Here is a 24,024-nt window from a genome sequence, read left to right on the forward strand (position 1 = left end):
TCTATCCGCAGATTACGCAGATTTCAGACAGTTTAATCTTTGTAATCCGCGCAATCTGCGGAAAAAGATTTTGGTCGTTAAAGATTGATACTGCGCCCGCCGTCCACCGCGATGACTTGCCCGGTGATGTATGGCGCGTCGGCGATCAGGAATCGCACCGCCTTGGCGATGTCGTCCGGGCTGCCCTCGCGTTTGAGCAGGGTATGTGCCACGATCTTGCGGCGTCTCTCTTCGTCGTCCCAGTCTGCACCTTCCGGCCACACGATGACACCAGGCGCGACCGCGTTCACGCGCACCTGTGGTGCCAGTTCCTGCGCAAGGCCCTTGGTCAGCGCCACCAGACCGGCCTTGGCCACGCTGTACAGCAGATGCCCGTGCATCGGACGCTCGGCATGGATATCCACGATGTTCACGATACAACCATGCTGGCGGCGCAGTTCGGCAGCGGCAGCTTGCGCCAGAAACAACGGCGCCTGCAAATTGGTGCCTACCAGATCGTTCCATTGCGTGGCATCGATCTCGGCCAATGGCGTGGCATAGAAACTAGATGCGTTATTGACCAGCGCATCCAGATGACCGAAATGCTGCACCACTTCTTTCACCATGCGCGGCAGCGTGCCGGTCTCCAGCAGATCGGCTTGCACGCTGATGGCGGAGTTCTCGCGCAAGTCGTTCAGTTCACCGCGCAGCGCAAAGGCCTCGTAGGCCGAGCTGCGGAAATGGATGGCAACGTTCGCGCCCGCCGCATGCAAACGGCGCACGATGGCCGCGCCAACGCGCTTCGCACCACCGGTGACTAATATTGTTTTGCCCTGCATCGGAAACCCCTCTAAACTTTGGCCCATCATCAACACCTACGAGCCGCGCAGTAGATCTCTGCCGTCTCGCAAGATTATACCCGAGCATGCAAGTTAACCTCCCGCCCCCCAGCACCGATGCATTGGCCCACAGCGCACGCCTGTGCGAGCTGATCCGCAACGACATCCAGAGTCAGGGCGGCTGGATACCCTTCTCGCGCTTCATGGAATTGGCGCTGTATGCACCGGGGCTGGGCTATTACACCGCCGGGGCGCGCAAGTTCGGCGAATCGGGCGATTTCGTCACCGCACCTGAGATCTCTTCGCTGTTCGGCCGCACACTGGCGCGCCAGTTGCAGGCCGTGATGCAGACCAGCACCCCGCACATCCTCGAACTGGGCGCGGGCAGCGGCAAGCTGGCGCTGGACATCCTGCGCGAACTGGAACGCCTTGGCAGCCTGCCCGACACTTATTCCATCCTCGAAGTGAGCGCCGACCTGCGCGGACGCCAGCAGCAACTGCTCCAGGAGCAACTGCCGCACCTGTTCGCGCGCATCCAATGGCTGGACGCCTTGCCCGACACCATCAGTGGCGCTGTGTTCGGCAATGAAGTGCTGGACGCACTGCCGGTACATCTGGTGTTCTGGAACGAGGGGCAGATCATGGAGCGCGGCGTCGCTGCCGAGGGCAACCGTTTCGTCTGGTCCGATCGCCTGCCGCAGAACGAAACTTTGCATGACATCGCCAAAGGCATCGCCGTACCGGACGACTACCTGAGCGAAGTGTCACTCACTGCGCGCGGCCTGGTGTCCAGTCTGGCCGAGCGTCTCACACGCGGCGTGTTGCTGTTCATAGACTACGGTTTCGGCGCACGCGAGTATTACCACCCGCAACGCCATCGCGGCACGCTGATGTGCCACTACCGCCATCACTCGCACGACGACCCCTTCTATCTGCCCGGCCTGCAGGACATCACCGCGCATGTCGATTTCACTGCCGCCGCCGAAGCTGCCATCGACTACGGCGCACACCTGCTCGGCTACACCACACAGGCGCACTTCCTGCTCAACAACGGCCTGCCCGATCTGCTCGGCGAAGTCTCGCCCGAGAACGTGCGTGAATACCTGCCGCTCTCCAAGCAAGTGCAGAAGCTCACCAGCCCGGCCGAGATGGGCGAACTGTTCAAAGTTCTGGTGATGGGCAAAGGCATCGATGCGCCGCTGCACAACTTCATGTCCGGCGACCGTTCACGCATGCTGTAAGCGGCATGGCACGGCTGCGCAGCTTCCCGCCCGTTGCAGACCGCAACGCCAGGACACTCATCCTCGGCAGCATGCCCGGACAGCGCTCACTCGACGCGCAACAGTACTACGCCCATCCGCACAACGCCTTCTGGAAGATCATGGGCGAACTGACCGGCGCGCAGCCGCAGCTGCCCTATGAACAACGATTGGAAAAACTGATGCAGGCAGGCATCGCACTGTGGGACGTGCTGCAAACCTGTGAGCGCGAAGGCAGCCTCGATACCGCCATCAAACATGAACAAGCCAACGACTTCAGCGCCTTCCTCGCAAACCACCCGCACATCACGCACGTGTACTTCAACGGCGGAAAAGCAGAACAGAGCTTCAGGAAGTCTGTTCTGCAGAAACAGGCATTGCCGTTGTTGAAGTTGCAACGCCTGCCGTCAACCAGTCCGGCGCATGCGGGAATGCCTTATGAGGCGAAGCTGTCCGAGTGGCGCATCCTCACAGCAAAGGACTAGGCGACTTCCTCGCCATCCTCATCCACAAAGAACTCGTTCAGCGCACGCTCGACTTCGGCCATATGCGTCAGAACAGGGCCACCGCCCATCATGATGCCGATCGAGCAGATCTCCATGATCTCTTCCAGCGTCACGCCCGCATGTTTGCAAGCGCGGATGTGCAGGCCGATGCAGTAGTGGCATTGCTGGGTGAGCGCCATGCCGAGTGCGATGCGCTCCTTCTCCTTCTTGTCCAGCACACCGGGCTGCATCGCCTCGGCCATGAATGCCTGGATCTTCCCCATCAGTCTGGGGCGATATTCAGTCAGCATCTGTATGCCGCGATGCGCGTGTTCCAATACCTTGCGTTCGCTATCCGATCCTTTAGTTTTCTTGGTGCTGCTCATTTCATCTCATCTCCGTAGTAAATAATTCAACTGCTTTTGATCACCTCTTCCACTGCCACGATGCGCGCTTCGCGCACCTTGTCGGCGATGAGATTCTTGTCCGGGCAGGCACGCGCGATGTCGCCTGCATTCACCGCTTGGGTGGCGCGTGCGCAAGCCAGCAGATAGGGGGCTTGCGGGTAGTTGTCGTTCTCGTGGCCGGTGCGGCCGTGGGCATCGGAGATACACGCCTCCAAAATACGCTCGAAGCGTTCCGGCTTGCGCCACAGGTCACAGCGGTCGAACAGTTTGACGATGGTGTCGGGGCGCAGGTCGCGTGCGCGGTGGATATTGCTGTGGAATTGCGCGACCAGTAACGCGAGGTCGCGGCAATCACTTGGGACGCGCAAGCGCGTACAGACCGCCTGTACCAGATCGATGCTGCGCTGCTCGTGGCCGATATGGCGCGGCAGCGTCTCTTCCGGCGTGGTGGCTTTGCCCAGATCGTGACCGAGTGCGGCGAAGCGCACTTCGAGCGAGCGTTCCAGTTTGGCGGTGTCGTCCAGCACCATCATCACATGCACGCCGCAGTCGACCTCGGGGTGGTGATGCACGGGTTGCGGCACACCGAACAAGGCATCCACTTCCGGCAATATCTTTTTCAGCGCGCCACATTCGCGCAGCGTGAGGAAGAAACGCGAAGGATGTCTTTCCATCAGGCCACGCGCCAGTTCCTGCCAGACGCGTTCGGCCACCAGCGCGTCCACCTCGCCGTTCGCCACCATCGCGCGCATCAACGCCAGCGTCTCGGGCGCGATGGTGAAACCGAATCGCGCGGCGAAGCGCGCGCCGCGCAGGATGCGCACCGGGTCTTCGGCGAAGGCGTCGCTGACGTGGCGCAGCACGCCCGCTTTCAGATCGGCTTGTCCGTTGTGGGGATCGATGAGATTACCGTGTTCATCCTGCGCGATGGCATTGACGGTGAAGTCGCGGCGCAGCAGATCCTGCTCCAGCGTGACATCGGGTGAAGCGTAGATGTTGAAACCTTTGTAGCCGGCGGCCGTCTTGCGCTCGGTGCGCGCCAGCGCGTATTCCTCATGCGTGTCTGGATGCAAAAAGACCGGGAAATCGCTGCCCACCGGCTTGAAGCCGCGCGCCTCCATCTCTTCGGGTGTGCTGCCGACCACGACCCAGTCGTGGTCCTGCACCGGCAAACCGAGCAAGCAGTCGCGCACGGCACCGCCGACACAGTAGACCTGCAGTCCTTCACATCTCGGAGGCATGTACCTGTGCCTGTTTGGGCTTGTTGGTGCCGACCACACCCATCCGCTGCTTGAGCGATTCCGAAGGATGGCCGAACAACTTGGCGTAATAGATGGTGTTGCTCATCACCTTCTGCACATAGTCGCGCGTCTCGTCGAAGGGGATGGTCTCTGCATAGATCGCGCCTTCCAGCGGCACGGTACCGCGCCAGCGATTGGCGCGCGTGGGCCCGGCGTTGTAGGCAGCGGAAGCCAGCACCGGGTTGTCCTCGAAACGGCTGTACACATTCTTCATGTAATAGGTGCCGAGGCGCAGGTTCACATCCAGCTGATGGATGAGGCCTTTGCGATAACCCTTGAGGCCGATACGCCGTGCCGCCCAGCGTGCGGTATCGGGCATGATCTGCATCAGACCGGCTGCGCCGACAGTCGATTTCGCATGTGTGACGAAACGACTCTCCTGGCGCATCAGGCCATACACCCATGCTTCCTCCACATTGTGCTCATCCAGCGAGACGCGCAATGCATCGCGGTAGGGCGCGGGATAGCGCAGATTGAAATCGTGCAGCGAAACAGTGCGGATAGCGGCGTTGATGGAACGGTCGTACATCTCGTTGCGACGCGCGATTTCGGCCGCCACCAGCAGCTCGCGGTCGTCCAGTCCGCGCATCGCCCAGTCCCATTCCTTCATCGCCTCGGTGCGCAGACCCATCTGGTACAACAGCACGGTGCGCTGTATCTCGGGGCGAGCTTGCATAGCCGTCACTTCCTGCTCGTCGGGCACGAACCTCGCCGTCACGATGCCAGCCGCAGGTGAGGCACCCAGCGCTTCCGCTGCCAGCTGTCCGTAGAAACGGTGCTCGCGACTCAGCGGAGTCAGGATCGCCTCGGCATCGCGCTCGTGTCCCAGCGCGATCAAAGCCCGGGCCTTCCAGTAGCGCCAACTGCGTTCGTTCTGCTGCTCCAGCGACATCGAACTGATGCTTTCCCACACCGCATGCCAATCCTGCTCGCGCAATGCGGCGCGCACACGCCAGGCGCGCTGTTGAGGATTCAGTTCGATCTCACCGGCAGCGGCATACCATTCCAGCGCACGCGAATCATGCTGACGGGCGGCTTCATAGCCCAGCCATGAGTAGAAATATTGCTGCTCTTCCGGCGGGAAATATTCGTCGAGGCGCTGCCATTGCACATAAGCCGGTTTCACGGCCTGACGTGCCAGCCGTTGCAGCGCGAACATCGCCGCCTTGCGCCGCCCGACACCGGCCTTGTCCAGCTTCACGCGCCCCAGATAGCGTTGCGGATTGCGGCGTGCCTCATCCAGCTCCGCCAGCGGCAATTGCTCGGCTTTGGGCAAGTAACGCACCAGCTTCTTCGCGTCATTCACCTCACCAGTCTCAAGCAAGGTGCGGATACGCTGCGCGACATCCTGCTCGGTGATCACCCCACGCTGGATGGCGACATCGAACACCGGCCCACAACTGTCGGCCTTCGCACCCGCGAACCATTGTTTGCGCGCGGCGCGCAGCGCCAGCGCCTCGTCCTGCATGCGCTGCCAGGCGATGGCATGGCAGGTCAGCTCGTTATCGGTGTTGATGAGATAAGGGTATTCGGCGGCGAATTCGTCCCAGCGCTGCTTCTTCGCCATCTGCTTCAGCCATTCGCCACGGAACTGGTCGATCACCGGCGTATCTTCCTCGCGCGCCAGATATTCGTGAACGGCTCGGGTGTTGGGCTCGTCCCAGTGCAGGCGCAGGCGGTAATAGGTGGCGTAAGGTTCCAGTGGTGTGTCCTGCAGGCGCTTGGCCGCCGCTTCCAGCGCAGCCCCCTTGCCGGCGGCGAACGCCGCGCGCGCGTCCATGAAATCCTGCGCCTGGTCGGCACTGGAGGTCAGTGGCAGCAACAGCAAAATGAGATAGAAAAAGCGCATGGAAAAAGTCCGAGTGGATTGCGGTAAAGCATAGCACAGCCCGCCCTTCCTTCTCTGCCAGCCGCTGTCCGGATGACGGGGAAAACCACAAAAAAAACGCCCCCTTGCGGGAGCGTCCTCGACGGGGCACAACAACCGTCTTAACGCTGGTTCGCGTACATCTTGTGCAGGAAGGCTTCGATGTCGGCTTCCGCCAGAGAGGGCGGGAAAGCCGCATGCGCCGGTGCGATGTGCGTGACCTCGGTCTGTGCCAGTTGCGGGTTCCAGCCTGCGTACATCACCTCGTCGCCGTAAGACTCGACGACCTGCTCCACGCGCTCGATCTCGTAGCTGCCCATATTCATCACGATAGTCATTTCACACCTCCTTCACTGCGGAGCGACAACGCGCCCCTGTGAACAATGTATCGGCCTGCCGCGATGAAAGTTTAGGCTTTCGCGTACTGCTCGATGCGAGCACGTACCAACCCGATATGGCTGCGCAGCTCATACAGATGGCTGGAAAAAGCGACCGGCAAGCGCAAGTGGTTGACTTTGTTCTCTATAGCATCCACTTCGCTACGGAAGCGCGCGATATCCACCGGCTGTGCGGCAGTGCGCAACTGCAATTCCAGGAAGCGCAGTTCACCGTACAGCTTGTGGATGCGCGACTTGATCAGCCAGTTGTAGGCGGCAGGTGCCGCCCGGCTCAACGGGATAGCCAAGGCCAGCAGCGGCAACAGGATGATCAGCACGCGGCTGACGAAGGTAGCCGCCCAGAACGGCAAATACCGATCCAGGAAAGGCGGGCCGGACTGGTAGAAATATTCGGCCTGGCTGCTCAGTTCGAAATCGGAATCCTTGTCGGCCGGGAACTCATGCTCCTGTTGCAGCATGCCGGCGTTGCCGTGCACACGGGTCAATACCTTGAGCAACAGATAGGTCAGCGCCGGATGCAGCGTGTCGCGCGCCACCAGCGTGACAGTGGGCGCTAACAGATGCGCGCTGCGCGGCGGGATGTTGGCCTGCAGACTCAGCGCGCTCTCCGGCAGCACCAGGTGATGCAGGAAGCTGTACTGGCGCGCGATGGCCTCGGCATCGTTCAGATCGACCAGCGACACGCCGCGCATGTTCGCCACTTCGGCGACCAGCGGCGAATTCGGCACACCGGTCAGAAAGATCACATCCACGATGTCGTGCCGCAACGCTTCCATGGAATCGTCCAGACCGATCTCGTACAGCGTGGCGTTCTGCTCGGTCACCCCCGCAGCATCCAGCAGCATCTTCGTCAGCAGACGGGTGCTACTGTCCGGTCGGCCCACGCCGACGCGCAAGCCCTTGAGCTGCGACAGATGTTCGATCTTCTGCTTGCCCTTGTGGAATATCCACAGCGGTTCGTAGTAAAGACTGCCCAGTGATTCCAAGCCCACTGTGGATTGGCCGCCCGCCATGCCGCCCGGCACCAAAGCCATATCCACACCGGAATCCGGCTGGTGCAATTCTTCCAGACTCTGCAGCGGCCCTTCCGTCTCGCGGATCTCCAGCGTGATACCGTCCTGTTGCAGCAGCGCTGCATACAGACTGGAATACGCCTGATAATTGCCGTCTTCCTTGCTGATGGAGATCACCATCTTCTTCGGCGGCGCGGGATCGATCAGCCAGTAGCCGACACCCGCTATCACCAGCAAAGCGAGCAGATACGGCAGCGCCGCCTTGAACGCTTCCATAGGCAAGGAGACGTGCAATTCCTCGCGCGCCTCTTCGGTATTCATCTCACGATTCTCTTCAGACACGATGCCCACCTTCCAGCACTGCGGCAGGACTGCCGCGAACGGTGCGCATCATAGCCGTTCGCCCGGCTTTCGTGGCAGGTCGGCTTACAGTGCGGGGATCAGCATCGCTTCGCTGCTGATGCTGTCGGCATTGCCCCAAGCCGTGACCATCTCCACGAACCAGCGCGCATCGCGCGGATGCGGGCAGAACATGTCGTACTCGGCGAAAAAACTGCCGTCGCTGTTGAAAGTGATGCTGCCGCAACGCTCCTTGCGCGCGTTGCGCCAAACGCCTTCGTATCCCGGTAACTGGTTGGCGGGATCGATCACGCGCGTGAACTGCGCTGCCGCGAATTCAATCTTGGGCGCGGCACCCGTCGCGGAAAAACGTTCTGCTTCAATCTGCAAAGCAGCGACGACATGCTTCGCCACATCTGCCAGCGCGGCAGGCAACTGCCGCGAAGTGTCCAGCACTACCATATGTCGGCAGGTGCCTTCAAACGCTCCACAGGCGTGCCGCCCAGTAGATGCTCGTCGAATATCGCGCTCACATCTTCCTTGGTCACATTGCAGTACATCACGCCTTCCGGATAGACCAGCACGTTCGGCCCCATACCGCACGGGCCGATGCAGCCGGTCGGTGTCACGGCCACTTCGGCGAAACACTGGCGCTGCTGCCACTGCTGCATGAACTCATCCACCACGGCAGCACAACCTTTAGCGCCGCATGATCCGCGTGGATGACCGGCGGGACGGTTCTGCGAACACACGAATACATGTCTGGTTGGTTTTGGCATCTTTACGCTCCTGCTGGCATCGCTTGATGCGTGTGGCATTGTTTCGGACAGACACGTGCGCACGATCCGCAGCCGATGCAATCCAGCGCATTCGCGATGGACATCACCATCATGTTGTCTTCGTCTTCGTCGTAGTTCTCGTCATCCTCGTCGCGTTCCAGCAACTCGAACACGCTGCGCGGGCAGACCTTGAAACAACGGCCGCAGCCGATGCAGTTGGCCGGATTCAGTTCGGTGACGAAAGTCGGTTCGTAAGGGGTGCCGCCTCGGGTGACGCCGGTGATGTTTGACATGGTCATGCTTCCTTCTGTGCTTCGGATAATCTTGCGCTCGCCTCGGCCCATGCCTGGCAAGCATCGTAAGTGGATTGCGCGATGCCCGGCAGCTCCTTGTAGCCCGCCGGCAACTTGTCCTCGACCAGATCGTGCAACTGCCCCGCCCACTCCGTAGAGATGCGCTTGAGCTTCTTCACTTCCTTGTCGAGGGCTTTCAGTTCGTCTTCCGTCATCTCACCCTCCTTAGAGTCCTGCGACGTCCGGGTGCTTGCCGATGATCTCCAGTGCGACGGAGAGCAGCTTGTCGCCCTCATCCTTCATCTTGGACAGGCTCTCGTAACCGTAGCGGTGCACGTCACGCAATGTCTTATCCATCACCACCAGCTTGCCGACGGTGATCACACCGCGGCCAAAACCTTCGTGCGTGATGTTGATCATCGGCACCGCCATCAGGCCGCACTCCTTTTCGATCAGCGAAGCGACCGCGTTGTAGAAACACTTGATGCGCGACAACAGGATCTCGTCCGGATCGCCGATGATCGGGATCTCGCGTTTCTGTTCCTTGGTCAGCACATACGGTGCCAACACACGCTCGGCGGGCCAGCCGTCATACGTGCCGTAGCTGTCGACGGCGCGCATCTGCTTGACCATCTCCTGGATGAAATCGGTGGACATCAACGGATCTGCTGCGACTGCCTGATTCATGGTGTTTCTCCTTTGTTTGAACTTGTTTGCACGACCACACGCGGCGCCCAGTTGGACACGCGCGCCAAAACGAAACCACTTGCTGCGCCGACGGCCGCGCCCACTGCTGAACCGACATCCCCATATCCCGAAGCGAGTGCAGCGCCGGCCACCGCCGTCACGCACGGCAACAGATATGCCAGCAGCCCCGCCTTGATCAGATCACCCTCGCTCAGCGACAACTGCAACTCATCACCCACGCGCACTTGCGCATCACATGCCACGCCTATGGTCTTGCGCCGCGACGAGAAATATTTACCCAACCCCGACACGCCGCACGACTCGCGCGATGCACAACAGCCGCAGCCAGACTTCTCGGTGGGCATCACCTGCGCCACACGGTTCTGCACAGCGATCACGCGTACCGGTGCGCTGATCATTCTCTGCCTCCCTCGATACGGCGCTGCGCGCCTACTCGGGACGAACGGAAATTAGAGGACCGTTCGCGCTGAGTAGCCTGCATAGCAGGCGTATCGAAGTGCATCCCACATTCAAACGAAGCGCGCTTCATTCCTGCCACGCCTCGTCGTCGGCGAAGCTCGTGCCCGCCTGCTTCTTCAGATGTTTCGTCAGCCACACCGGCGGCTCGCTCACCATGCTCTGCTGCAAACCGCTCAGCAGACCGTCGATGCACATCCCTTCATCCACACGCATCGGCTGGATACCGCCGGCCAATAATTGCTGGATCGCCGATGCACCCGCCGCGTTGCAATACACCGCCGCGCAATCGCCCAGCAGTTCCACCTTCGCGGCCAACTTGCCTTCGTGCCCGTCCATCGCGGTCTCGATGAACTCGGCCACCTCGATCAGCTTCGCGTCGTGCTCGCTCACCTCGTAGATGGCGAATGCTTCCGCCGCACCGAAATGCTGGTTCACCGCCTTGCGGTCGCTCGTGGCGAATGCGATCTTCACTGTCATCGCTGTCTCCTCAGTGGGTTTGACCAGACGCAGGTGTCGCACGACTCTCTCCTGTCCGCTGTGCATAGATGGAGACATATGGCTCCGGCTCGATATGACCGTGCTCCACCAGCAGGTTCGCCAGATCGAACAACGATTGGCGCGTACCGCGATAGCCCACCCACAGCTGCTGATAACCGCCGAGCAGGTCGTATTGCGGGAAGCCCGCGCGCAGCAGCGGCACACCGAGGCGGCGCGCCGTCTCTACCGCATGCGAATTGCTGATCACCAATTGCGCATCTTTGCGTTTGGCCGCGATCTCCAGGTCTTCCAGATCGCCGATGGCCACCTGCTCCGCCAGCACGCTCTCCAGAATGTTGGCGCGCGCAGGCGCGACGGCGGCCACCACCTCGCAGCCCATCTCTGTCACCAGCCGCGAGAACCCGTAGAGCAGATCTGGATCCGCGGCGATGGCGACGCGCGCGAAGCCCAGCATGAAATGCACATCCACCATCGCGTCCTGCAACTGCGCGCGCTGGCGTTCGATCTTCTCCGGCACCGGCTTGCCGCTGATCTCGGCCAGCGCAGCGACGAAACTATCCACCGCCTCCAAACCCATCAGGCAATCGAAGCGATAGTCCTGCACACCGGTCTGACTCTTAAGGACATCCGCCGCATCGAACAGCGAGTTACCCAGCACCAGCGTGGCGATGGATTCGCCCATGCTGGCGATGTCGCTGACCGGCGTGCCGCCCACAGTGAGCGGCGAACTTTCCATCTCGGTGAGATGACCATCGAGCGAATCGCCGATGTCCGGCAACACCAGCGGACGCAGGCCGAATGCCTCGATCAGCTCCTTGATGTGTTCCACATCGCCCGGCGTGAGGAAAGAACCGGCCAGCACGTTGACCTGCTTCTTGCGCTTGCCCACGTTTTCCGTCTTTTCCGGCAACATCACTTCCAGTGTCGCCTTCACCGCCAGCGCATAACCGCTCTCCAGACAGCCGGTGAAATCCGGCGTATTTACCGGCACCACCGGGATGTGCGAGAACTCGGGGTGCGCGATATAGAAATCCCGCACCAGACGTTTGATGTCGGTGCCTTGCGTCTCCGACAAACCCGTGGTCGGCAGCCCGATCAGCGCCGGCTTGCTCTTCTCGCAGATGGTCGCCAAGCCGAGGATCACGTTCTCGTCCGCACTCATCACCGTGGAGACCTGATCCATCGCCGTGGTCTGCAACGGGATGGGCTCGCGGAAGTGGCGCACGAAATACACCTTGCCGAATGCGGTGCAGCCCTGCGAACCGTGCATCATCGGAATGGCTTTGTTGATGCCGAGGAAAGCGAGCGACGCGCCGACCGGCTGGCTGGCCTTGAGCGGATTCACCGCGAGTGCTTTGTTGCGTTTCAGTATCTCGGCCATGTCATGCTCCCAATTCGATGCCAGAGACGGACGACTTCGCCCACGGCGCTGTCTTGCGCACACTCTTCCACACCGGGCTCTGGATGGTCAGCGCCAGTTGGCGCGCGAGTTCCACCATGCCGCTGTAACCCTCGTAACCGAATTCACGTTCCTGATTGATGTCGAGGAAAGGGATGCGTGCCTTGAGCGCGGTGTACATATTGCGGCCGCCGGCGATGAGGATGTCGGCTTCGTATTCCTTCACCACGCCGAGCAGCGCCTTGGGGCTACCGTCGGTGATCATCTTGGTCTTGTCGCCCATGATCTCGCGGATGCGCGCCTTGTCTTCCTCGGTGGATTTGCTGGTGCCGGTGGCGACCACGTCCATGCCCAGGTCTTGCAAAGCAGAGACGATGGACCACGACTTCACGCCGCCGGTGTAGAGCAACACGCGCTTGCCGCGCAGCTTTTCACGCCACGGGTCGAGCTCTGCGTTGATCTTGGCTTCCTCGCGCACGATCATCGCCTCGGTGCGCTCGGTAAGCGAAGGGTCGTTCAGCAGCTTGGCAAAATCTCTAAAGGCATTCGAGGTATCGGTCACGCCGTAGAAGCTGCCTTCGAAGAACGGAACCTTGTGATCGGTTTGCAGTTTGCGTGCGATGTTGAGCAATGCTTTCGCGCACACCACCATGCTGGCCTCGGCGCGATGCATGGTCTGCACTTCGTGGAAACGCGCATCGCCGGACAGCGTGCACAGGATGCGCAGGCCGAGTTCGTCGAACAACGGTGCCACGTTCCAGAATTCGCCCGCGATGTTGTATTCGCCGATCAGGTTCACGTCATGCACAGTGATGCCGGGGCGTTGCAGCTCGGCCGGTACCGGCAAAGGCTCGCCCGTGCCCACCACATATTTGAACATCGCCTCACCGGCGATGCGGTTGCCCAGATTCTTGGTGCCGTAGAAACCGGCACAGTCCACCGGCACCACCGGCACTCCGGTCTTCTCGGCAGCAACCTTGCACACCGCACCGATGTCGTCGCCGGTCAGTGCGGGCACGCAGGTGTTGTAGACGAACACAGCCTTGGGGAAATAGGAATCGACTGCCTGTTTGATGGCATGGAACAAGCGCTTCTCGCCGCGCCCCATGATCACATCTTGTTCGGTCAGGTCGGTGGTCATACCGATGCGATACAAGGTCGGCCCGGAAGAGCGCGTGCCGCGGTTATCCCAGGAACTGCCCGCACAGGCGATCGGCCCGTGCACGATATGTGCAACGTCGGCGATCGGCAGCAGGGCGATCTGCGCCCCGTCGAACGAGCAGCCGCCCGCAGTCGCACCCGGCTTGGGTCGCGCACAACCGGATTTCTCCTTCTTGTTATGCGTACAGGCCGGTTCGTTCAGCAGTTCGGCGATGTCCTTGGCTTGCATGGCAGTAGCTCACGAGTATTGACGCCCTCCTACTCGCATGAAACATGCCAACCGACACAGGGTTGATTTATTGGGGATTTATGGGGATGGGGATTGTAGGGAAAACGACAAAGCGGGATGAGGGCGACAAAGCTAAGTGCCGACTTCGGCAGGTAAAAGTTATTGGGAAGCTGACACTATTAGCTCTATTAGCTTCTGGTTCCAGGCGACTATTACGATGCTGCCCCCGAATCACTTATACAGCGATAGTCTTCGCAAGCCGCCTAACATAGTTGTAGCCATGCTGCTCCGCAATACTTATAAGCTCCTCAACAACCTCCTTTGAGAGCTCGTTCTTGCGGTTGTCCCACGTCTTCTTAGCCGACCAAGACTTTCCATCCTCGTTACCGACGAAATACCCGACTCTTTGAAGACCATAAGCCGCCGTCTGGAAGAGCGCGGGGGGAAATCGGTTGATTGGAAAGGAAGTCAGAATATCCAAAATAATTATCAAGTTCTGGTTGTAACCCTCAAAAGCACCATATGGCCCAGAACGCGACCATGTTTCATCAATGCATTTATTCAAAAAAGATACAAAGCCGGAAACAAGGTGAATTGAGAACTTCGAGAGAGCCTTCAGTATCTCTGACCGAAATTTCTCGTCATCAATAAATTTTTCGATCATTTCACCATCTGGCTCATCAAGTATGTCTGCAATTCTTTTCAGGGATGCCTGCTCCTTTTCTTTTTCCATTAATCCTTCTTTACGGACGTCAGTGAACTCCTCGAAGAAGTCTATAATATTTGCAGCTTCTACGATGACAATGCCGTTTTTATCTCGATATGGATTTTCATTCGGATTATCTTTTCGGAGCAGTTGTATAGCGTCATTTGGGTAAGTGGCCTCCCCACCCTTGAATACATTTTTCGACCAATCAAGCGCAGTGAGAACATTTACGTCGCCAAGGCCATAGCCTAATAACAAGGTCGTCGATTCACGAATGGTTAAAGCAAGTTTGATTTGTCTGTATTCACTTGGCCTGAATAGTGAAACATAATCTTCTTGGGAAATAATAATCTCTTCCGGACTCGTTCTTAAACCATGCAGATGGAATACCGGAATTACTCCATTTGGTGACGAGAGCGAATCATTTGGCCCGAGTGGAATTGATCTGCCAGTCAAAAGACTCTCAATTACCATGTCGTAATTGGTTGTAATAATCCATGCTGGCGACAGGCACTCGAGATACTTTGAGAACACTTCTCTCTTCTCTTTGTCAGGATACCAACTAGTTAGTGCTGCAATCTCTCTTTTCAACTGGCGTAACGAATATGCGTAGGGGCATTCCTTGCTCTCTGAATGTTGCTTGCAAATTGAAGAAGCGATTTCTGGATAACCAACCCCTATTTTCCAGATTGCGCCGTAATCCACACCAAGTTTCCCTGCTGCCTTTTCTAATAGATCTCCCCATGACAAGGCTATCTCATTGTCCGCATCGTTTAGGACTGCTTTAGAAAAGCCTGCTCCAATGAAAGCCCCAAGATTTCCGTAACTGGCTGCATCCGAAATAAATCGCAGGACTTCTTTGCGAGTTGGGCTCTCAGATAGATGAAACGTCATAGCAGCATACTCATAGCATCAGAATCATGAATAGTGATAAATCGGAATCTAAAGAACCAAAGGTACCGGGGTCAAATTAATTTTTTCTGTCCTCACGACTTACTCCCCTCGCAAACAATTCGGATCCAGTACCTTTCGGGTCAGAAACTCTGTCCCACTCAATGCCATTAAGTAGCTATTGCAAATAGCTTTATTACATCGTATGTGAGTGATGTTAGTAATGGGACGACCCCCAAGATAATTACTAACGCAAAATAGTTACGACGATTTTTCTCAATGAAGGTGTGCTCTGGCCCTATCTGCAGTTCGATGGAAGGCCACAAATTACTCAGCTTTTCATACAGGATTGAGGCAGGAGCCAAACCTATAATAAAAGAAAGAAAATATTTATAAATTAATGATGCATTGTCACTTTGTTTAATTGGAAGTTGTCCAATTAAAAATGTGAAAAGTATTCCTATACCTAAAGCAATAACAGGTAAAGCTAGCCACTTATATTTTTTGATAATTATGCATTGTGGCTTAAAGCTTTCAATGGACTCCTCAACTTTTCTCAAAGTACCGTTCACCCAAGTGCTGTCAATGCCTTGAACGAGTACCCTGCTCTTATTATTTTCACCATGTGATAGTTCGATTTCAATCAGTGACTGCCGATTTTTAGCCTTAATCATTATGTGAGTTACACGCTTTTTTGAGAGGATTGAATCCTCTTCGAAAATTATTGAATTTTCACTTTGATATGATGTTTTACCATCGCAATAGTAAATATTGAAGTATTCCATTTGGTCTCGTCAGAAGTGTTTTTGCATATTTCCTCAATGCTCTTTGCAAGACTCCTAACATTACCAAGAGTGATAATGCGGTTCTTAACATCAATCACTCGAATCTCACTAATTGCCATGTCGACCGCTATCCTCAATAATTGTGCTCATTCAACGAATTCACCTCGGGCCGCATCAAATTAATCTTCAGCACGCTCCACTTCACCCCGAATCCTATCCCGCCCCACTCCCCGCACCAAGCAGAAATTTGGCCTATATATTTTTTGAGCTAGATTGAAGTACGCCTCCTCTCATGTTGACGCCAATCTCTCCGCAAGGATAATGCGCCATCTGTTATTGCTAGCCGCAGCGCTGCAACTTCCTTCAAGGTGATCACCAGCATATGAACGATTTCGATTTCACGATTCCCCCTTCCAAATCCACCTACGATGCAAAAGCCGCGTTGCAGTTTTTCGAGGCCGCAGGCGAGACAAAGGATGTGAAAGCAGGCAAGACGCTGTTCAAGGAGAACAGTCGTGCCAACTCGCTGCTGCTGCAAAAGGACAAGATGTATTACTTGCTGGATGGCGCGGTGGAGCTGTCAGCGAACAATGCGCCGGTCGGGCTGGTGCGTGCGGGTGAGTTGTTCGGCGAGATGACGCTGATCACCGGCTTGCCGCGCACGGCGACCGCCAAGGCCCAGACGGATTGCCGACTGATCATGCTGGACAAGGAGCAGCTTCAGGCTGCGTTGCAGACTGCGCCCGAATTCGCGCTATTGCTGATGTACTTCATGATCACGCGCTTGCGCGATTCGCTCGCTCAATTGAATGCGCAAGGCGGGGGAGGCAGTGATGCGATGCTGAAAGATTCCGCCGTATTCGATAAGAAGCTGCTGAAAAGTCTGGCTGACGAATTCGACCACAGCGCGCGCATTCGCTACCCGGCGGGCAAGGCCATCATCGAGGAAGGCCAGATAGGCGCGCTCATGTATGTGGTGCTGAGTGGCACGGTGGAGATCGCGATTCAGAACAATGTCGTGGGCACGATTGGAACAGGCGGGATGCTCGGCGAGATGGCGTTGATCTCGCGTGCGGAACGCCTCGCCAGTGCCACCGCCAAAACAGACTGCGAACTGCTGGCGATCAGCCGCGATGTGTTTCTGGACATGGTCAGCACCCACCCCAAGTTCGCTGTCTCGCTGCTCGGCGCAGTCGGCCACCGCGCCCACTTCGTCGCGTCGATGCGAAATTAACGGGTTAGTGAGATTCGTTTCGCACTGCTCACGCCGCACCAAGAAGGCCACGAAGCACCTCGGAGCCTGCTGGCGAATACAGCCAGGCAAGCGCGCTGCAATTGAGAAGGACGGTGACCCAAAACACAATCTGAAAGGATTGCTTCTTGGATTTGTGCCGAAGCATACTTTGAGCAGCTAAAGCACCGGGCCAACCGCCTACCAGCGCGTAGAAGTGCAAGGTGCTTTCTGGCGTCCGCCATCGATCATTCATTGCGGCGGACTTATCAAAGGCATAGGCAATGAATGCAACAGCGCTGCCCAATAGATAGAGCAATGAAACAGCAGGCGGCAACTTTCCAACAAGGCTTGATACAGACACAAAGACGATAAAGGCAGCAGCCAATACAAGGGATGTATTGCGCCGCTCGGGTGAAGAGCTTGGCTGTGCACGCTCACCAACGAAAGCGACATTCTCAGCTTGCGCTCGCCCCTTGGCATCTACCTTGAGTTCATAGGTAACGAGTTCATCTCCGACTGGCCTTCTCTGCCGATTAGAAAACGACTTGATGTGAACGAAGACCTGGTTCCCGCCTCCATTGGGGCTTATGAAACCGAAGCCTTTGTCATCTTTCCAGTTGGTGATCTTTCCCTGATAGCGCATAGAAACTTTCACAAGAGCTTACGTGTAGCCAAGAGAATTAGAGAGGTGAGCATCGAATCATTCTTCAGTGCCTACTCGTTTTCGCCCCGAATCCTAGCCGACCACCACTCCCCGCTCCAAGCAGAAATTTGGCCTATATATATTTTGGACGCTGGTAAGTACGACGCCCGCGAGGATCAGGACTTCTGCAATTTGGAAAGCAGCGTCTCGAACTCTTCGATCGCTACCGGTTTGCCGAATAGATAGCCTTGATAGGAATTGCAGTTTTGGCTGCGCAGAAAATCCAGTTGCTCTTCGGTTTCCACGCCCTCGGCGAAGATATTCAGGTCCAATGATCTGGCGAGGTTGACGACGGTACGCACGAGCTGTTCTTCGTTGCCTCCGGAGGCGATGCCTTGCACGAACTCCTGATGGATCTTGAGTTGGTCTTGCGAGAGTTGTTTCAGGTAGGAGAGCGAGGAATACATCGTCGAGAAATTATCCATCGATAATTTAACTCCCAACACCCTCAGTGCATCGATCTTGTTCATCGCGATGTTGGTGTCGGTCAAGACGATCTTTTCCGACAATTCAAGTTTCAACTTGCTTGGGTCGACTTGATGCGTTTTCAGTATCCCGGCCACTTCATCGACAAAACCCACCTGGGCGAAGTGCTTGGCACTGATGTTTACGGTCAAGGCTAGATCGCGGGTCGCGTCGTTACCCGCCCACACGGCTAGCTGATGACATGCCGTTTGCAGCACCCAATGTCCGATCTGTGTGATGAGCTCGCCATCTTCGGCGATCGGCAAGAACTGGCGCGGCATGACAATGCCGTGTTCAGGATGCTGCCAGCGCAAGAAGGCTTCGCAGCCGGTCGGGCGATTTTTCTCGTCTACCTGAATCTGGTAGTGCAGATGGAGCTGGTTCAACGGGATGGCGTGATAGAGATCGTTCTCCATCGTTTCACGCATGGTCAGGTTTTCCTGCATGACAGGATCAAAGAAACTCACACCGTTGCGGCCGCTCCCCTTCACTTGATACATGGCCATGTCGGCTTGTTCGAGTAGCGCCTCCGGCGTGACGCCATTCCCGTAGAACATGCTGACGCCGATGCTGGGCGAGCAATGATGCTGATGGTCTTTGAGCGCATAGGCTTCTGACAATGACTGGCGCACCTTTTCTGCGACCAGCGATACTTTATGTATCGCATCGTCCTGATCTTTGCTGACCGATTCGATCAGCACGACGAATTCATCACCACCGAACCGTGCCACCGTATCCATTTCGCGCACGCATGATTTGATGCGCTTACCCACTTCGATCAACAACATGTCGCCATACTCGTGGCCGTGCGTGTCATTCAACACCTTGAAGCGATCGAGATCGATGAACAGGATCGCGCCGAATTCGTTCCGCCGCGCCGAGGCGACCAGTGCTGCTTGGAATCGGTCAAGGAACAATCGGCGGTTCGGCAGCTTGGTCAGCGCATCGTAGAACGCCAGATTGTGGATCTCCTCTTCGATACGCTTGCGTTCGGTGATGTCGCTGAAGATCGCCACATAATGGGTCGTGATATTTTCCCGGTTCTTAACAGCGGTGATGTTCATCCACTTCGGATAGATGTCGCCATCCTTGCGCCTGTCCCATATCTCTCCCGACCAGGAACCGGTGTGCAGCAGTTGCTGCCACATCTCGATATAGAACGCACGGTCGTGCTTGCCCGAGCTCATGATGCGCGGATTCTTGCCGCCAACTTCATCAGCGCCATATCCGGTGATCTCGGTGAATGCCTGATTCACACGGATGATGTTCGAGTCGGCATCGGTGATCACGATGGCTTCATTCGTCTCGAATGCCACGGCGGCGATGCGCAGCTCTTCTTCCGCGCGTTCCTGTTCGGTGATGTCGCGCAGGAAGGCGAAGATGCTGTTCGATTCCTTCAGGTAGATGAGCGATGCCGCGAAGTCGATGAACCGGCCGTCTTTGCGTCGGTGCCGCGTCTTGAATTTTTCAGCGCCACTGGCTCGGACAATTTCAATGCGTTTCTGAACTTGTTCGCGGGTGCCTGCTGTCACCGACAATTGTGAGACATGCATGCCGATCAGCTCGTCGTGCGTGTAGCCGATCATGTCTGCGTAGGCCGGATTCACATCATTCAGAAAACCATCCATATCATGCCGATAGAAGCCGTCACTTGATCTGTCGATGATGGTGCGGTTCAGCTTCATGGCTGCTTCGGCTTGCCTGCGCTCCGTGATATCACTTACCAGCGCCATCATCAACTTCTGCCCATCTATCAGCAGTGCGGTGATGTGGATCTCGACCGGGCATATGGAGCCGTCTTTGCGCCGATGAGTTGAAAAGATGTGGTATGGCTGGCCGAGCTTTATTTCGCGCCATTTTGGTATTTCGATAGCGGGATCGAATTCGGCCGAGATATCCGCCACGTTCATTTGGAGGAGTTCTTCTTTGCAATATCCTGAATGATCCACAGCTTGTTGGTTGACCTCGACGAAATTGCCTTTCGGATCGATAACGAACAAGGCGTCTGCCGCGCTATGGAGCAGCGCCTTATAGCGCAACTCGGCATTCTCAGCCCTGAGGCTGTATTCTTTTTGCTCGGTGATGTCCTGCAATGTGCCGTGTATCTTGATGGAATTCCCGTCGGCATCAAACTTGTGTTTCCCCAAGCCGTGGGCCCAGCGCACCGCATGGTCATCCTGGCGGATGAAACGGTATTCCATATCTAAATCTTTCCCTTCGGCAATCCCCTCCTCAAAGTAGGTGCGCAGCATCTCGCGATCATCCGGGTGCACCAGCGCCATCCAACCCGCCACCGTATGCTCGTAGGTTTGGTCGATACCTAATAGGTGGTCGATGATGTCCGATGTCTCGATTTGCCCAGTGCGCAGATGAATGACATAGGTGCCCAATCCCGCGATGAGTTGCGACTCCTTGAGCGCACTTTCGCTGGACGCCACTGTCTTTTGCCATTTCAGAATGGCGCGTTCGGTGCGATACACCGCGAAAAACAGGATCGCAAACAGTGATGCAAATATGCCGAACACGATCTCGGCGATGCGGATGGAATTGCTGTGCAACCTTTCAAATACGTTGCTTGTATCCGCATACAGCTCGAATACGCCGATCTCTTGTTCTGCCTTGATTATCGGCACGTAGATCAGGGCGACGTGAACATTCGTCATCTCGCCCATCCGCCCGGTGAATCTCTCGCGAAATTCGATGCGGTGTTTGACCTGCCCCTGCAATGCCTCCGTCAGCATGGCTGGGCTTTTGCTACCGCCCCCGATCTCATTGGGATCGGAAGAATATCGTGCGCGGCCGGTGTGATCGAATATCTTCACCTTTAAGACATCGCTACTGACCAGCTTCTCCAACTTTTTTCTGAATTCAGCAACATGCGGATTGGCACTTAACGACTGGGGCTTCAATACGGGAGGGCTGGCAAGGAGTGTGTAGATGTCCTTTTCCAGTATTCGGATCAACAGTGCTGCTCTGGCATTGTTATCTTGTGCTGTTTGCTTTTCGTATTGTTCGATCTGATCTTGCCGGTACAGCAGAATCAGCAAGGCGGCTGTCAGGATCATCACAGCAAGGCTGGTGATGGTGAGGCGGCGCAAGAGCGGGAAGCTCCGTGCGCACGGATTTTGTTTCAATGTGGAATCGTTGGTGTTCGTCGGTTCATCCATCGCCCCCCCCCCTGATCGCGGCAGACCTTGTTGGCATCTATAACAATCCGCCACAGCATCCGAACATTCTTTCCAGGCAGCATTACTCGGCACATACCCGAGCAAGCGGCTCGGATACTAGTCTGACCCGCGCTCATTACCAAGCAGAAAAAAGGCCTATATATTTTTGAGCGCGATGGAAGCCCGGCAAAAACGCTTACTTCACCAGCTTAGACACCTGTTTGAACACCTCCGTCCCCGCCACCTTGAGCCACTGGAAGGACACAGTCTCCGTGCTGGTGGGCACGGCACCGGCGAGGGTCATGGCTTCGAGGGCGGTGGCGCGGTTGGCGGGGGCGCGGCTCATCACGGCGTCTTGCACGACATGCACGACGAAGCCTTCCTGCAGCAGGTCGAGCACGGTCTGTTGCACGCACACGTGCGTTTCCATGCCGCACACCACGATCTGCGTGCGTCCGCTCTGGCGCAGTTGCGTCATGAGGTCTGCGTTGCCGCAGCAACTGAAGCTGATCTTCTCAAAGAAGGTGGCGTTGCCTGTCTTTTCTTTCACTGCGGCGACAGTGGAGCCGAGGCCTTTGACGTATTGCTCGGTGACGATGATGGGGACGGACAGTGCGTGTGCGCTTTCGAGCAGGATGCCGATGTGCTTCACGGCGCGCTGCAATCCATCCTGATCCATGGCGGCGCTCAGGCGTTCCTGCACGTCGACTACCAACAGGATGGAGTGTTCGGCTTGCAGACGGAATCTGTCGGGGGTGGGCATGGCGGTTCCTTTCGCTCTTTACGAGGTCAGGATCATACCGCCTGCCGTATCAAACGGAATACGGTGCCGCTGCCCAGCCTTGTACCAATGCCGCTTCGGTGTCCGGCAGATAGCTGAAGCCGGATTCCAGATCGCGCACGACGGCGTAGGCGACGGCGGGCGGGGTGATGGTGTTAGAGACGAGATGGAAATACCAGGCGGAGGGATAGCCCGCCGCGCGGTCGAAGGCTTGCAACTGGTGCGACATCTCGACACCGGACAGTTCGGCGTTCCAGTGGAAAGATTTGAGTTCGCGCGCGTGGCGCGACACCAGCGAGGCGGACACCACCGGGTTGCGATAGCGGTCCAGATGTTCGCGCAGGCCGACGACCCAGTGGTCGCTGAAGTGGCCGCGCGTGGCGGCGCTGCTGTGTGACCATTCCTTGAGCAGGCGCGGCAGGCCGCTGTCGCGCCCGGTCGCCAGGCCCACGCGCGCGACGGTCTGCTTCATGTCGAGCAGGCGGCGGAATTTGTAACGCGGCGAACCCACGGCCTGCCCTTCGAGCAGCAGCGGCGAGATGGGATCGATGAGTTCCTGCATGTCTTCGGGCAGCGCATCGGGATCGATCAATTCGCGGTCCAGCACTTCCTGCAGTTCTTCCACTTCCAGTTGCATGAAGTCGGCAGGGGCCGGGCCGTAGGCGCATACGAAATAATGCGTGCGGCCGGAATGACGGGTGACTTGCAGGCCTTTGTCGAGATAGCGCTCGACCAGTTCTGCCATGTCGCCGTCGCAGGCTTCCAGCTCGGTGCGCGCCCAGCGTTCCAGCTCATCGGTGATGCTGTCACCGTTCGGCGCGATGACACCGCCGGGGCGATACCAGCCACCACGGTTCAGAGCATATTCAAAAGTGCAGCCGGGACGGATGCGGTTGGCGATCTCCATCAATCCGGCGTGATGCGGGCGCGGCGACAACGCATCGATCTTGCGCGCGAGTTCCTGCAGCGCTGTTTCGTCGGGCGTCATGATCGTCATTTCTCTTCTCCCATCAGGTATTCGTTCAATCGCTGGCGCACCACGGCGCGCACGTCAGGCTCGGCATCGTCCACTAGTTCGGCGATAGACTCAAGCGGTGCATGCTCCGCCGCGCGCAGGCGCACCACCCAGTCTTCGTCGTGCAGCATCTTCACGGCATCGGCAGGCAACACACGCTCGGCCACGATGCGCCGCACTTCCACATCTTCATCCTGCGCCATGCGCCCCAGCGCGAACGGGGGCAGGCGGCGCGCGACGACCTTGCGCACTTCGCGCTCTTCATCGTGCGCCATCTTCGGCAACTGGCCGTGCGGCAGGCGTTTGGCCACCTGCATGCGCACCAGATAATCGACATCGTTCTGCAACACGCCCAGCTGCTCCGGCGCCAGACGGTCCGCCGCGGTCATGCGCACTTCGCGGTCGGTGTCGTGCAGATAGTCGTCCAGCTCGTCGATGGGCAGGCGCATCACCATCACGCGCCGCACCACTTCGTCCTCGTCGCGCGGCAAGGGGCGCAAGGCCGCCAGCGGCGCATGCTGCGCGGCGATGGCGCGCCGCTCCCAGAAGGCATCGTGCAGATAGCCTTCGGCGAATTCTTTGTTGCGCCGCAGAAAACGGTCGATCTGCCGCCCGCTGTGCGCGGTCACGCAGATGTCGCCCGGCACACAGCGGCCCTCGGCCAGCAGCGCGCGGTGCGGACAAGTCGCGCAATCCGCGAGGGCAACCGGCGGCGATGCCTCCGAATGGCGTTCCGGCATGTGGATCCCTGCTTTCAAAATAGACATCGCCCCTGTGCCTGCAACACCCGTGCCAATCTGCTTGCCATGTTACAAATCCATTGCAGACAGTGAGTTAGGGATGATGAGGTAAAAGGGAGCGGAC

Annotated in this window: 25 protein-coding genes; 3 read left to right on the plus strand and 22 right to left on the minus strand. The window is 57.6% G+C overall.

The features are described from left to right. Positions 1-77: 77 nt before the first annotated feature. Positions 78-818 (minus strand): pteridine reductase, encoded by a 741-nt coding sequence (locus tag ACYCZ5_RS08495; RefSeq protein ID WP_461544363.1) that lies wholly within the window; start codon positions 816-818, stop codon positions 78-80. 86 nt (positions 819-904) lie between these two features. Here ACYCZ5_RS08495 and ACYCZ5_RS08500 point away from each other — a divergent pair, with 86 nt between their 5' ends. Further along, entirely contained in the window at positions 905-2,059 is a 1,155-nt protein-coding gene (locus ACYCZ5_RS08500) for a class I SAM-dependent methyltransferase (RefSeq protein ID WP_461544364.1), read from the plus strand. A gap of 5 nt (positions 2,060-2,064) precedes the next feature. Beyond that, positions 2,065-2,562, plus strand: a complete 498-nt coding sequence (locus ACYCZ5_RS08505) for a DNA-deoxyinosine glycosylase (protein WP_461544365.1) — start codon at positions 2,065-2,067, stop codon at positions 2,560-2,562. Here ACYCZ5_RS08505 and ACYCZ5_RS08510 read toward each other — a convergent pair. The 16 genes from ACYCZ5_RS08510 to ACYCZ5_RS08585 all read right to left on the minus strand — a co-directional run bounded on the left by ACYCZ5_RS08510 (position 2,559) and on the right by ACYCZ5_RS08585 (position 15,795). Continuing rightward, positions 2,559-2,948, minus strand: a complete 390-nt coding sequence (locus tag ACYCZ5_RS08510; protein WP_461544366.1) for a carboxymuconolactone decarboxylase family protein — start codon at positions 2,946-2,948, stop codon at positions 2,559-2,561. The two genes, ACYCZ5_RS08505 and ACYCZ5_RS08510, sit on opposite strands and share 4 nt — an antisense overlap. 26 nt (positions 2,949-2,974) lie before the next feature. Further along, entirely contained in the window at positions 2,975-4,189 is a 1,215-nt protein-coding gene (locus ACYCZ5_RS08515; RefSeq protein WP_461544462.1) for a multifunctional CCA addition/repair protein, read from the minus strand. Positions 4,190-4,193: 4 nt separating this feature from the next. Then, entirely contained in the window at positions 4,194-6,119 is a 1,926-nt protein-coding gene (locus ACYCZ5_RS08520) for a lytic transglycosylase domain-containing protein (protein ID WP_461544367.1), read from the minus strand. Between the two features lie 140 nt (positions 6,120-6,259). Further along, positions 6,260-6,475 carry a hypothetical protein gene (locus ACYCZ5_RS08525; RefSeq protein ID WP_461544368.1) on the minus strand — a complete coding sequence of 72 codons (216 nt, stop codon included), beginning with the start codon at positions 6,473-6,475 and terminating at the stop codon, positions 6,260-6,262. Between the two features lie 71 nt (positions 6,476-6,546). After that, complete coding sequence (locus tag ACYCZ5_RS08530; RefSeq protein ID WP_461544369.1) at positions 6,547-7,890, minus strand: TAXI family TRAP transporter solute-binding subunit; 1,344 nt, start codon at positions 7,888-7,890, stop codon at positions 6,547-6,549. Between the two features lie 84 nt (positions 7,891-7,974). Continuing rightward, entirely contained in the window at positions 7,975-8,349 is a 375-nt protein-coding gene (locus ACYCZ5_RS08535) for a hypothetical protein (RefSeq protein ID WP_461544370.1), read from the minus strand. Further along, the gene (locus ACYCZ5_RS08540) at positions 8,343-8,666 is read right to left on the minus strand and encodes a (2Fe-2S) ferredoxin domain-containing protein (protein ID WP_461544371.1); all 324 of its coding nucleotides are present in this window, start codon (positions 8,664-8,666) and stop codon (positions 8,343-8,345) included. Before ACYCZ5_RS08540 ends, ACYCZ5_RS08535 begins: the two co-directional genes overlap by 7 nt. Positions 8,667-8,668: 2 nt before the next feature. Beyond that, entirely contained in the window at positions 8,669-8,959 is a 291-nt protein-coding gene (gene fdxB / locus ACYCZ5_RS08545; protein ID WP_461544372.1) for a ferredoxin III, nif-specific, read from the minus strand. A 2-nt stretch (positions 8,960-8,961) separates the two neighbouring features. Beyond that, positions 8,962-9,174 carry a CCE_0567 family metalloprotein gene (locus tag ACYCZ5_RS08550; RefSeq protein WP_461544373.1) on the minus strand — a complete coding sequence of 71 codons (213 nt, stop codon included), beginning with the start codon at positions 9,172-9,174 and terminating at the stop codon, positions 8,962-8,964. Positions 9,175-9,184: 10 nt separating this feature from the next. Next, the gene (locus tag ACYCZ5_RS08555; protein WP_461544374.1) at positions 9,185-9,646 is read right to left on the minus strand and encodes a NifX-associated nitrogen fixation protein; all 462 of its coding nucleotides are present in this window, start codon (positions 9,644-9,646) and stop codon (positions 9,185-9,187) included. Then, entirely contained in the window at positions 9,643-10,065 is a 423-nt protein-coding gene (locus ACYCZ5_RS08560) for a SoxR reducing system RseC family protein (protein WP_461544375.1), read from the minus strand. The genes ACYCZ5_RS08555 and ACYCZ5_RS08560 overlap by 4 nt, the downstream gene beginning before the upstream one ends. A gap of 127 nt (positions 10,066-10,192) precedes the next feature. Then, positions 10,193-10,603: a NifB/NifX family molybdenum-iron cluster-binding protein gene (locus ACYCZ5_RS08565; protein ID WP_461544376.1), complete on the minus strand. Its 411-nt coding sequence runs from the start codon at positions 10,601-10,603 to the stop codon at positions 10,193-10,195. Positions 10,604-10,613: 10 nt separating this feature from the next. Then, complete coding sequence (gene nifN, locus ACYCZ5_RS08570; RefSeq protein WP_461544377.1) at positions 10,614-12,005, minus strand: nitrogenase iron-molybdenum cofactor biosynthesis protein NifN; 1,392 nt, start codon at positions 12,003-12,005, stop codon at positions 10,614-10,616. Position 12,006: 1 nt separating this feature from the next. Further along, positions 12,007-13,413, minus strand: a complete 1,407-nt coding sequence (nifE, locus tag ACYCZ5_RS08575; protein WP_461544378.1) for a nitrogenase iron-molybdenum cofactor biosynthesis protein NifE — start codon at positions 13,411-13,413, stop codon at positions 12,007-12,009. 235 nt (positions 13,414-13,648) lie between these two features. Then, entirely contained in the window at positions 13,649-15,013 is a 1,365-nt protein-coding gene (locus ACYCZ5_RS08580; protein ID WP_461544379.1) for an SIR2 family NAD-dependent protein deacylase, read from the minus strand. 167 nt (positions 15,014-15,180) lie between these two features. After that, a complete protein-coding gene (locus ACYCZ5_RS08585; RefSeq protein ID WP_461544380.1) occupies positions 15,181-15,795 on the minus strand; it encodes a hypothetical protein in 615 nt (204 codons plus the stop codon). Between the two features lie 382 nt (positions 15,796-16,177). Here ACYCZ5_RS08585 and ACYCZ5_RS08590 point away from each other — a divergent pair, with 382 nt between their 5' ends. Next, entirely contained in the window at positions 16,178-17,029 is an 852-nt protein-coding gene (locus tag ACYCZ5_RS08590; protein WP_461544381.1) for a cyclic nucleotide-binding domain-containing protein, read from the plus strand. Between the two features lie 28 nt (positions 17,030-17,057). Here the strand turns inward: ACYCZ5_RS08590 and ACYCZ5_RS08595 are convergent, their stop codons facing one another. The 5 genes from ACYCZ5_RS08595 to ACYCZ5_RS08615 form a co-directional block, all read right to left on the minus strand. Next, positions 17,058-17,684, minus strand: coding sequence for a DUF1294 domain-containing protein (locus ACYCZ5_RS08595; RefSeq protein WP_461544382.1), 627 nt, complete (start codon positions 17,682-17,684; stop codon positions 17,058-17,060). A gap of 164 nt (positions 17,685-17,848) precedes the next feature. Then, on the minus strand, positions 17,849-21,364 hold the full coding sequence (locus ACYCZ5_RS08600) for a PAS domain S-box protein (protein ID WP_461544383.1): 3,516 nt from the start codon (positions 21,362-21,364) through the stop codon (positions 17,849-17,851). A 196-nt stretch (positions 21,365-21,560) separates the two neighbouring features. After that, positions 21,561-22,127: an isochorismatase family protein gene (locus ACYCZ5_RS08605; protein ID WP_461544384.1), complete on the minus strand. Its 567-nt coding sequence runs from the start codon at positions 22,125-22,127 to the stop codon at positions 21,561-21,563. 49 nt (positions 22,128-22,176) lie between these two features. Further along, entirely contained in the window at positions 22,177-23,142 is a 966-nt protein-coding gene (locus tag ACYCZ5_RS08610; RefSeq protein WP_461544385.1) for a hypothetical protein, read from the minus strand. Continuing rightward, complete coding sequence (locus tag ACYCZ5_RS08615) at positions 23,139-23,927, minus strand: 4Fe4S-binding leucine-rich repeat protein (RefSeq protein ID WP_461544386.1); 789 nt, start codon at positions 23,925-23,927, stop codon at positions 23,139-23,141. Before ACYCZ5_RS08615 ends, ACYCZ5_RS08610 begins: the two co-directional genes overlap by 4 nt. Between the last annotated feature and the right edge of the window lie 97 nt (positions 23,928-24,024).

The sequence above is a fragment of the Sideroxydans sp. genome, from assembly GCF_054604835.1.

Excerpts from the sequence above, each read along its gene's own strand:
- fdxB (WP_461544372.1), bottom strand. The coding sequence starts at position 8,959 with ATGTCAAACATCACCGGCGTCACCCGAGGCGGCACCCCTTACGAACCG.
- nifE (WP_461544378.1), bottom strand. The coding sequence starts at position 13,413 with ATGCAAGCCAAGGACATCGCCGAACTGCTGAACGAACCGGCCTGTACG.
- ACYCZ5_RS08550 (WP_461544373.1), bottom strand. The coding sequence starts at position 9,174 with ATGACGGAAGACGAACTGAAAGCCCTCGACAAGGAAGTGAAGAAGCTC.
- ACYCZ5_RS08580 (WP_461544379.1), bottom strand. The coding sequence starts at position 15,013 with ATGACGTTTCATCTATCTGAGAGCCCAACTCGCAAAGAAGTCCTGCGA.
- ACYCZ5_RS08500 (WP_461544364.1), top strand. The coding sequence starts at position 905 with ATGCAAGTTAACCTCCCGCCCCCCAGCACCGATGCATTGGCCCACAGC.
- ACYCZ5_RS08540 (WP_461544371.1), bottom strand. The coding sequence starts at position 8,666 with ATGCCAAAACCAACCAGACATGTATTCGTGTGTTCGCAGAACCGTCCC.
- ACYCZ5_RS08600 (WP_461544383.1), bottom strand. The coding sequence starts at position 21,364 with ATGGATGAACCGACGAACACCAACGATTCCACATTGAAACAAAATCCG.
- ACYCZ5_RS08535 (WP_461544370.1), bottom strand. The coding sequence starts at position 8,349 with ATGGTAGTGCTGGACACTTCGCGGCAGTTGCCTGCCGCGCTGGCAGAT.
- ACYCZ5_RS08610 (WP_461544385.1), bottom strand. The coding sequence starts at position 23,142 with ATGACGATCATGACGCCCGACGAAACAGCGCTGCAGGAACTCGCGCGC.
- ACYCZ5_RS08555 (WP_461544374.1), bottom strand. The coding sequence starts at position 9,646 with ATGAATCAGGCAGTCGCAGCAGATCCGTTGATGTCCACCGATTTCATC.
- ACYCZ5_RS08520 (WP_461544367.1), bottom strand. The coding sequence starts at position 6,119 with ATGCGCTTTTTCTATCTCATTTTGCTGTTGCTGCCACTGACCTCCAGT.
- ACYCZ5_RS08585 (WP_461544380.1), bottom strand. The coding sequence starts at position 15,795 with ATGGAATACTTCAATATTTACTATTGCGATGGTAAAACATCATATCAA.
- ACYCZ5_RS08505 (WP_461544365.1), top strand. The coding sequence starts at position 2,065 with ATGGCACGGCTGCGCAGCTTCCCGCCCGTTGCAGACCGCAACGCCAGG.
- ACYCZ5_RS08560 (WP_461544375.1), bottom strand. The coding sequence starts at position 10,065 with ATGATCAGCGCACCGGTACGCGTGATCGCTGTGCAGAACCGTGTGGCG.
- ACYCZ5_RS08590 (WP_461544381.1), top strand. The coding sequence starts at position 16,178 with ATGAACGATTTCGATTTCACGATTCCCCCTTCCAAATCCACCTACGAT.
- ACYCZ5_RS08605 (WP_461544384.1), bottom strand. The coding sequence starts at position 22,127 with ATGCCCACCCCCGACAGATTCCGTCTGCAAGCCGAACACTCCATCCTG.
- ACYCZ5_RS08615 (WP_461544386.1), bottom strand. The coding sequence starts at position 23,927 with ATGTCTATTTTGAAAGCAGGGATCCACATGCCGGAACGCCATTCGGAG.
- ACYCZ5_RS08510 (WP_461544366.1), bottom strand. The coding sequence starts at position 2,948 with ATGAGCAGCACCAAGAAAACTAAAGGATCGGATAGCGAACGCAAGGTA.
- ACYCZ5_RS08565 (WP_461544376.1), bottom strand. The coding sequence starts at position 10,603 with ATGACAGTGAAGATCGCATTCGCCACGAGCGACCGCAAGGCGGTGAAC.
- ACYCZ5_RS08495 (WP_461544363.1), bottom strand. The coding sequence starts at position 818 with ATGCAGGGCAAAACAATATTAGTCACCGGTGGTGCGAAGCGCGTTGGC.
- ACYCZ5_RS08525 (WP_461544368.1), bottom strand. The coding sequence starts at position 6,475 with ATGACTATCGTGATGAATATGGGCAGCTACGAGATCGAGCGCGTGGAG.
- nifN (WP_461544377.1), bottom strand. The coding sequence starts at position 12,005 with ATGGCCGAGATACTGAAACGCAACAAAGCACTCGCGGTGAATCCGCTC.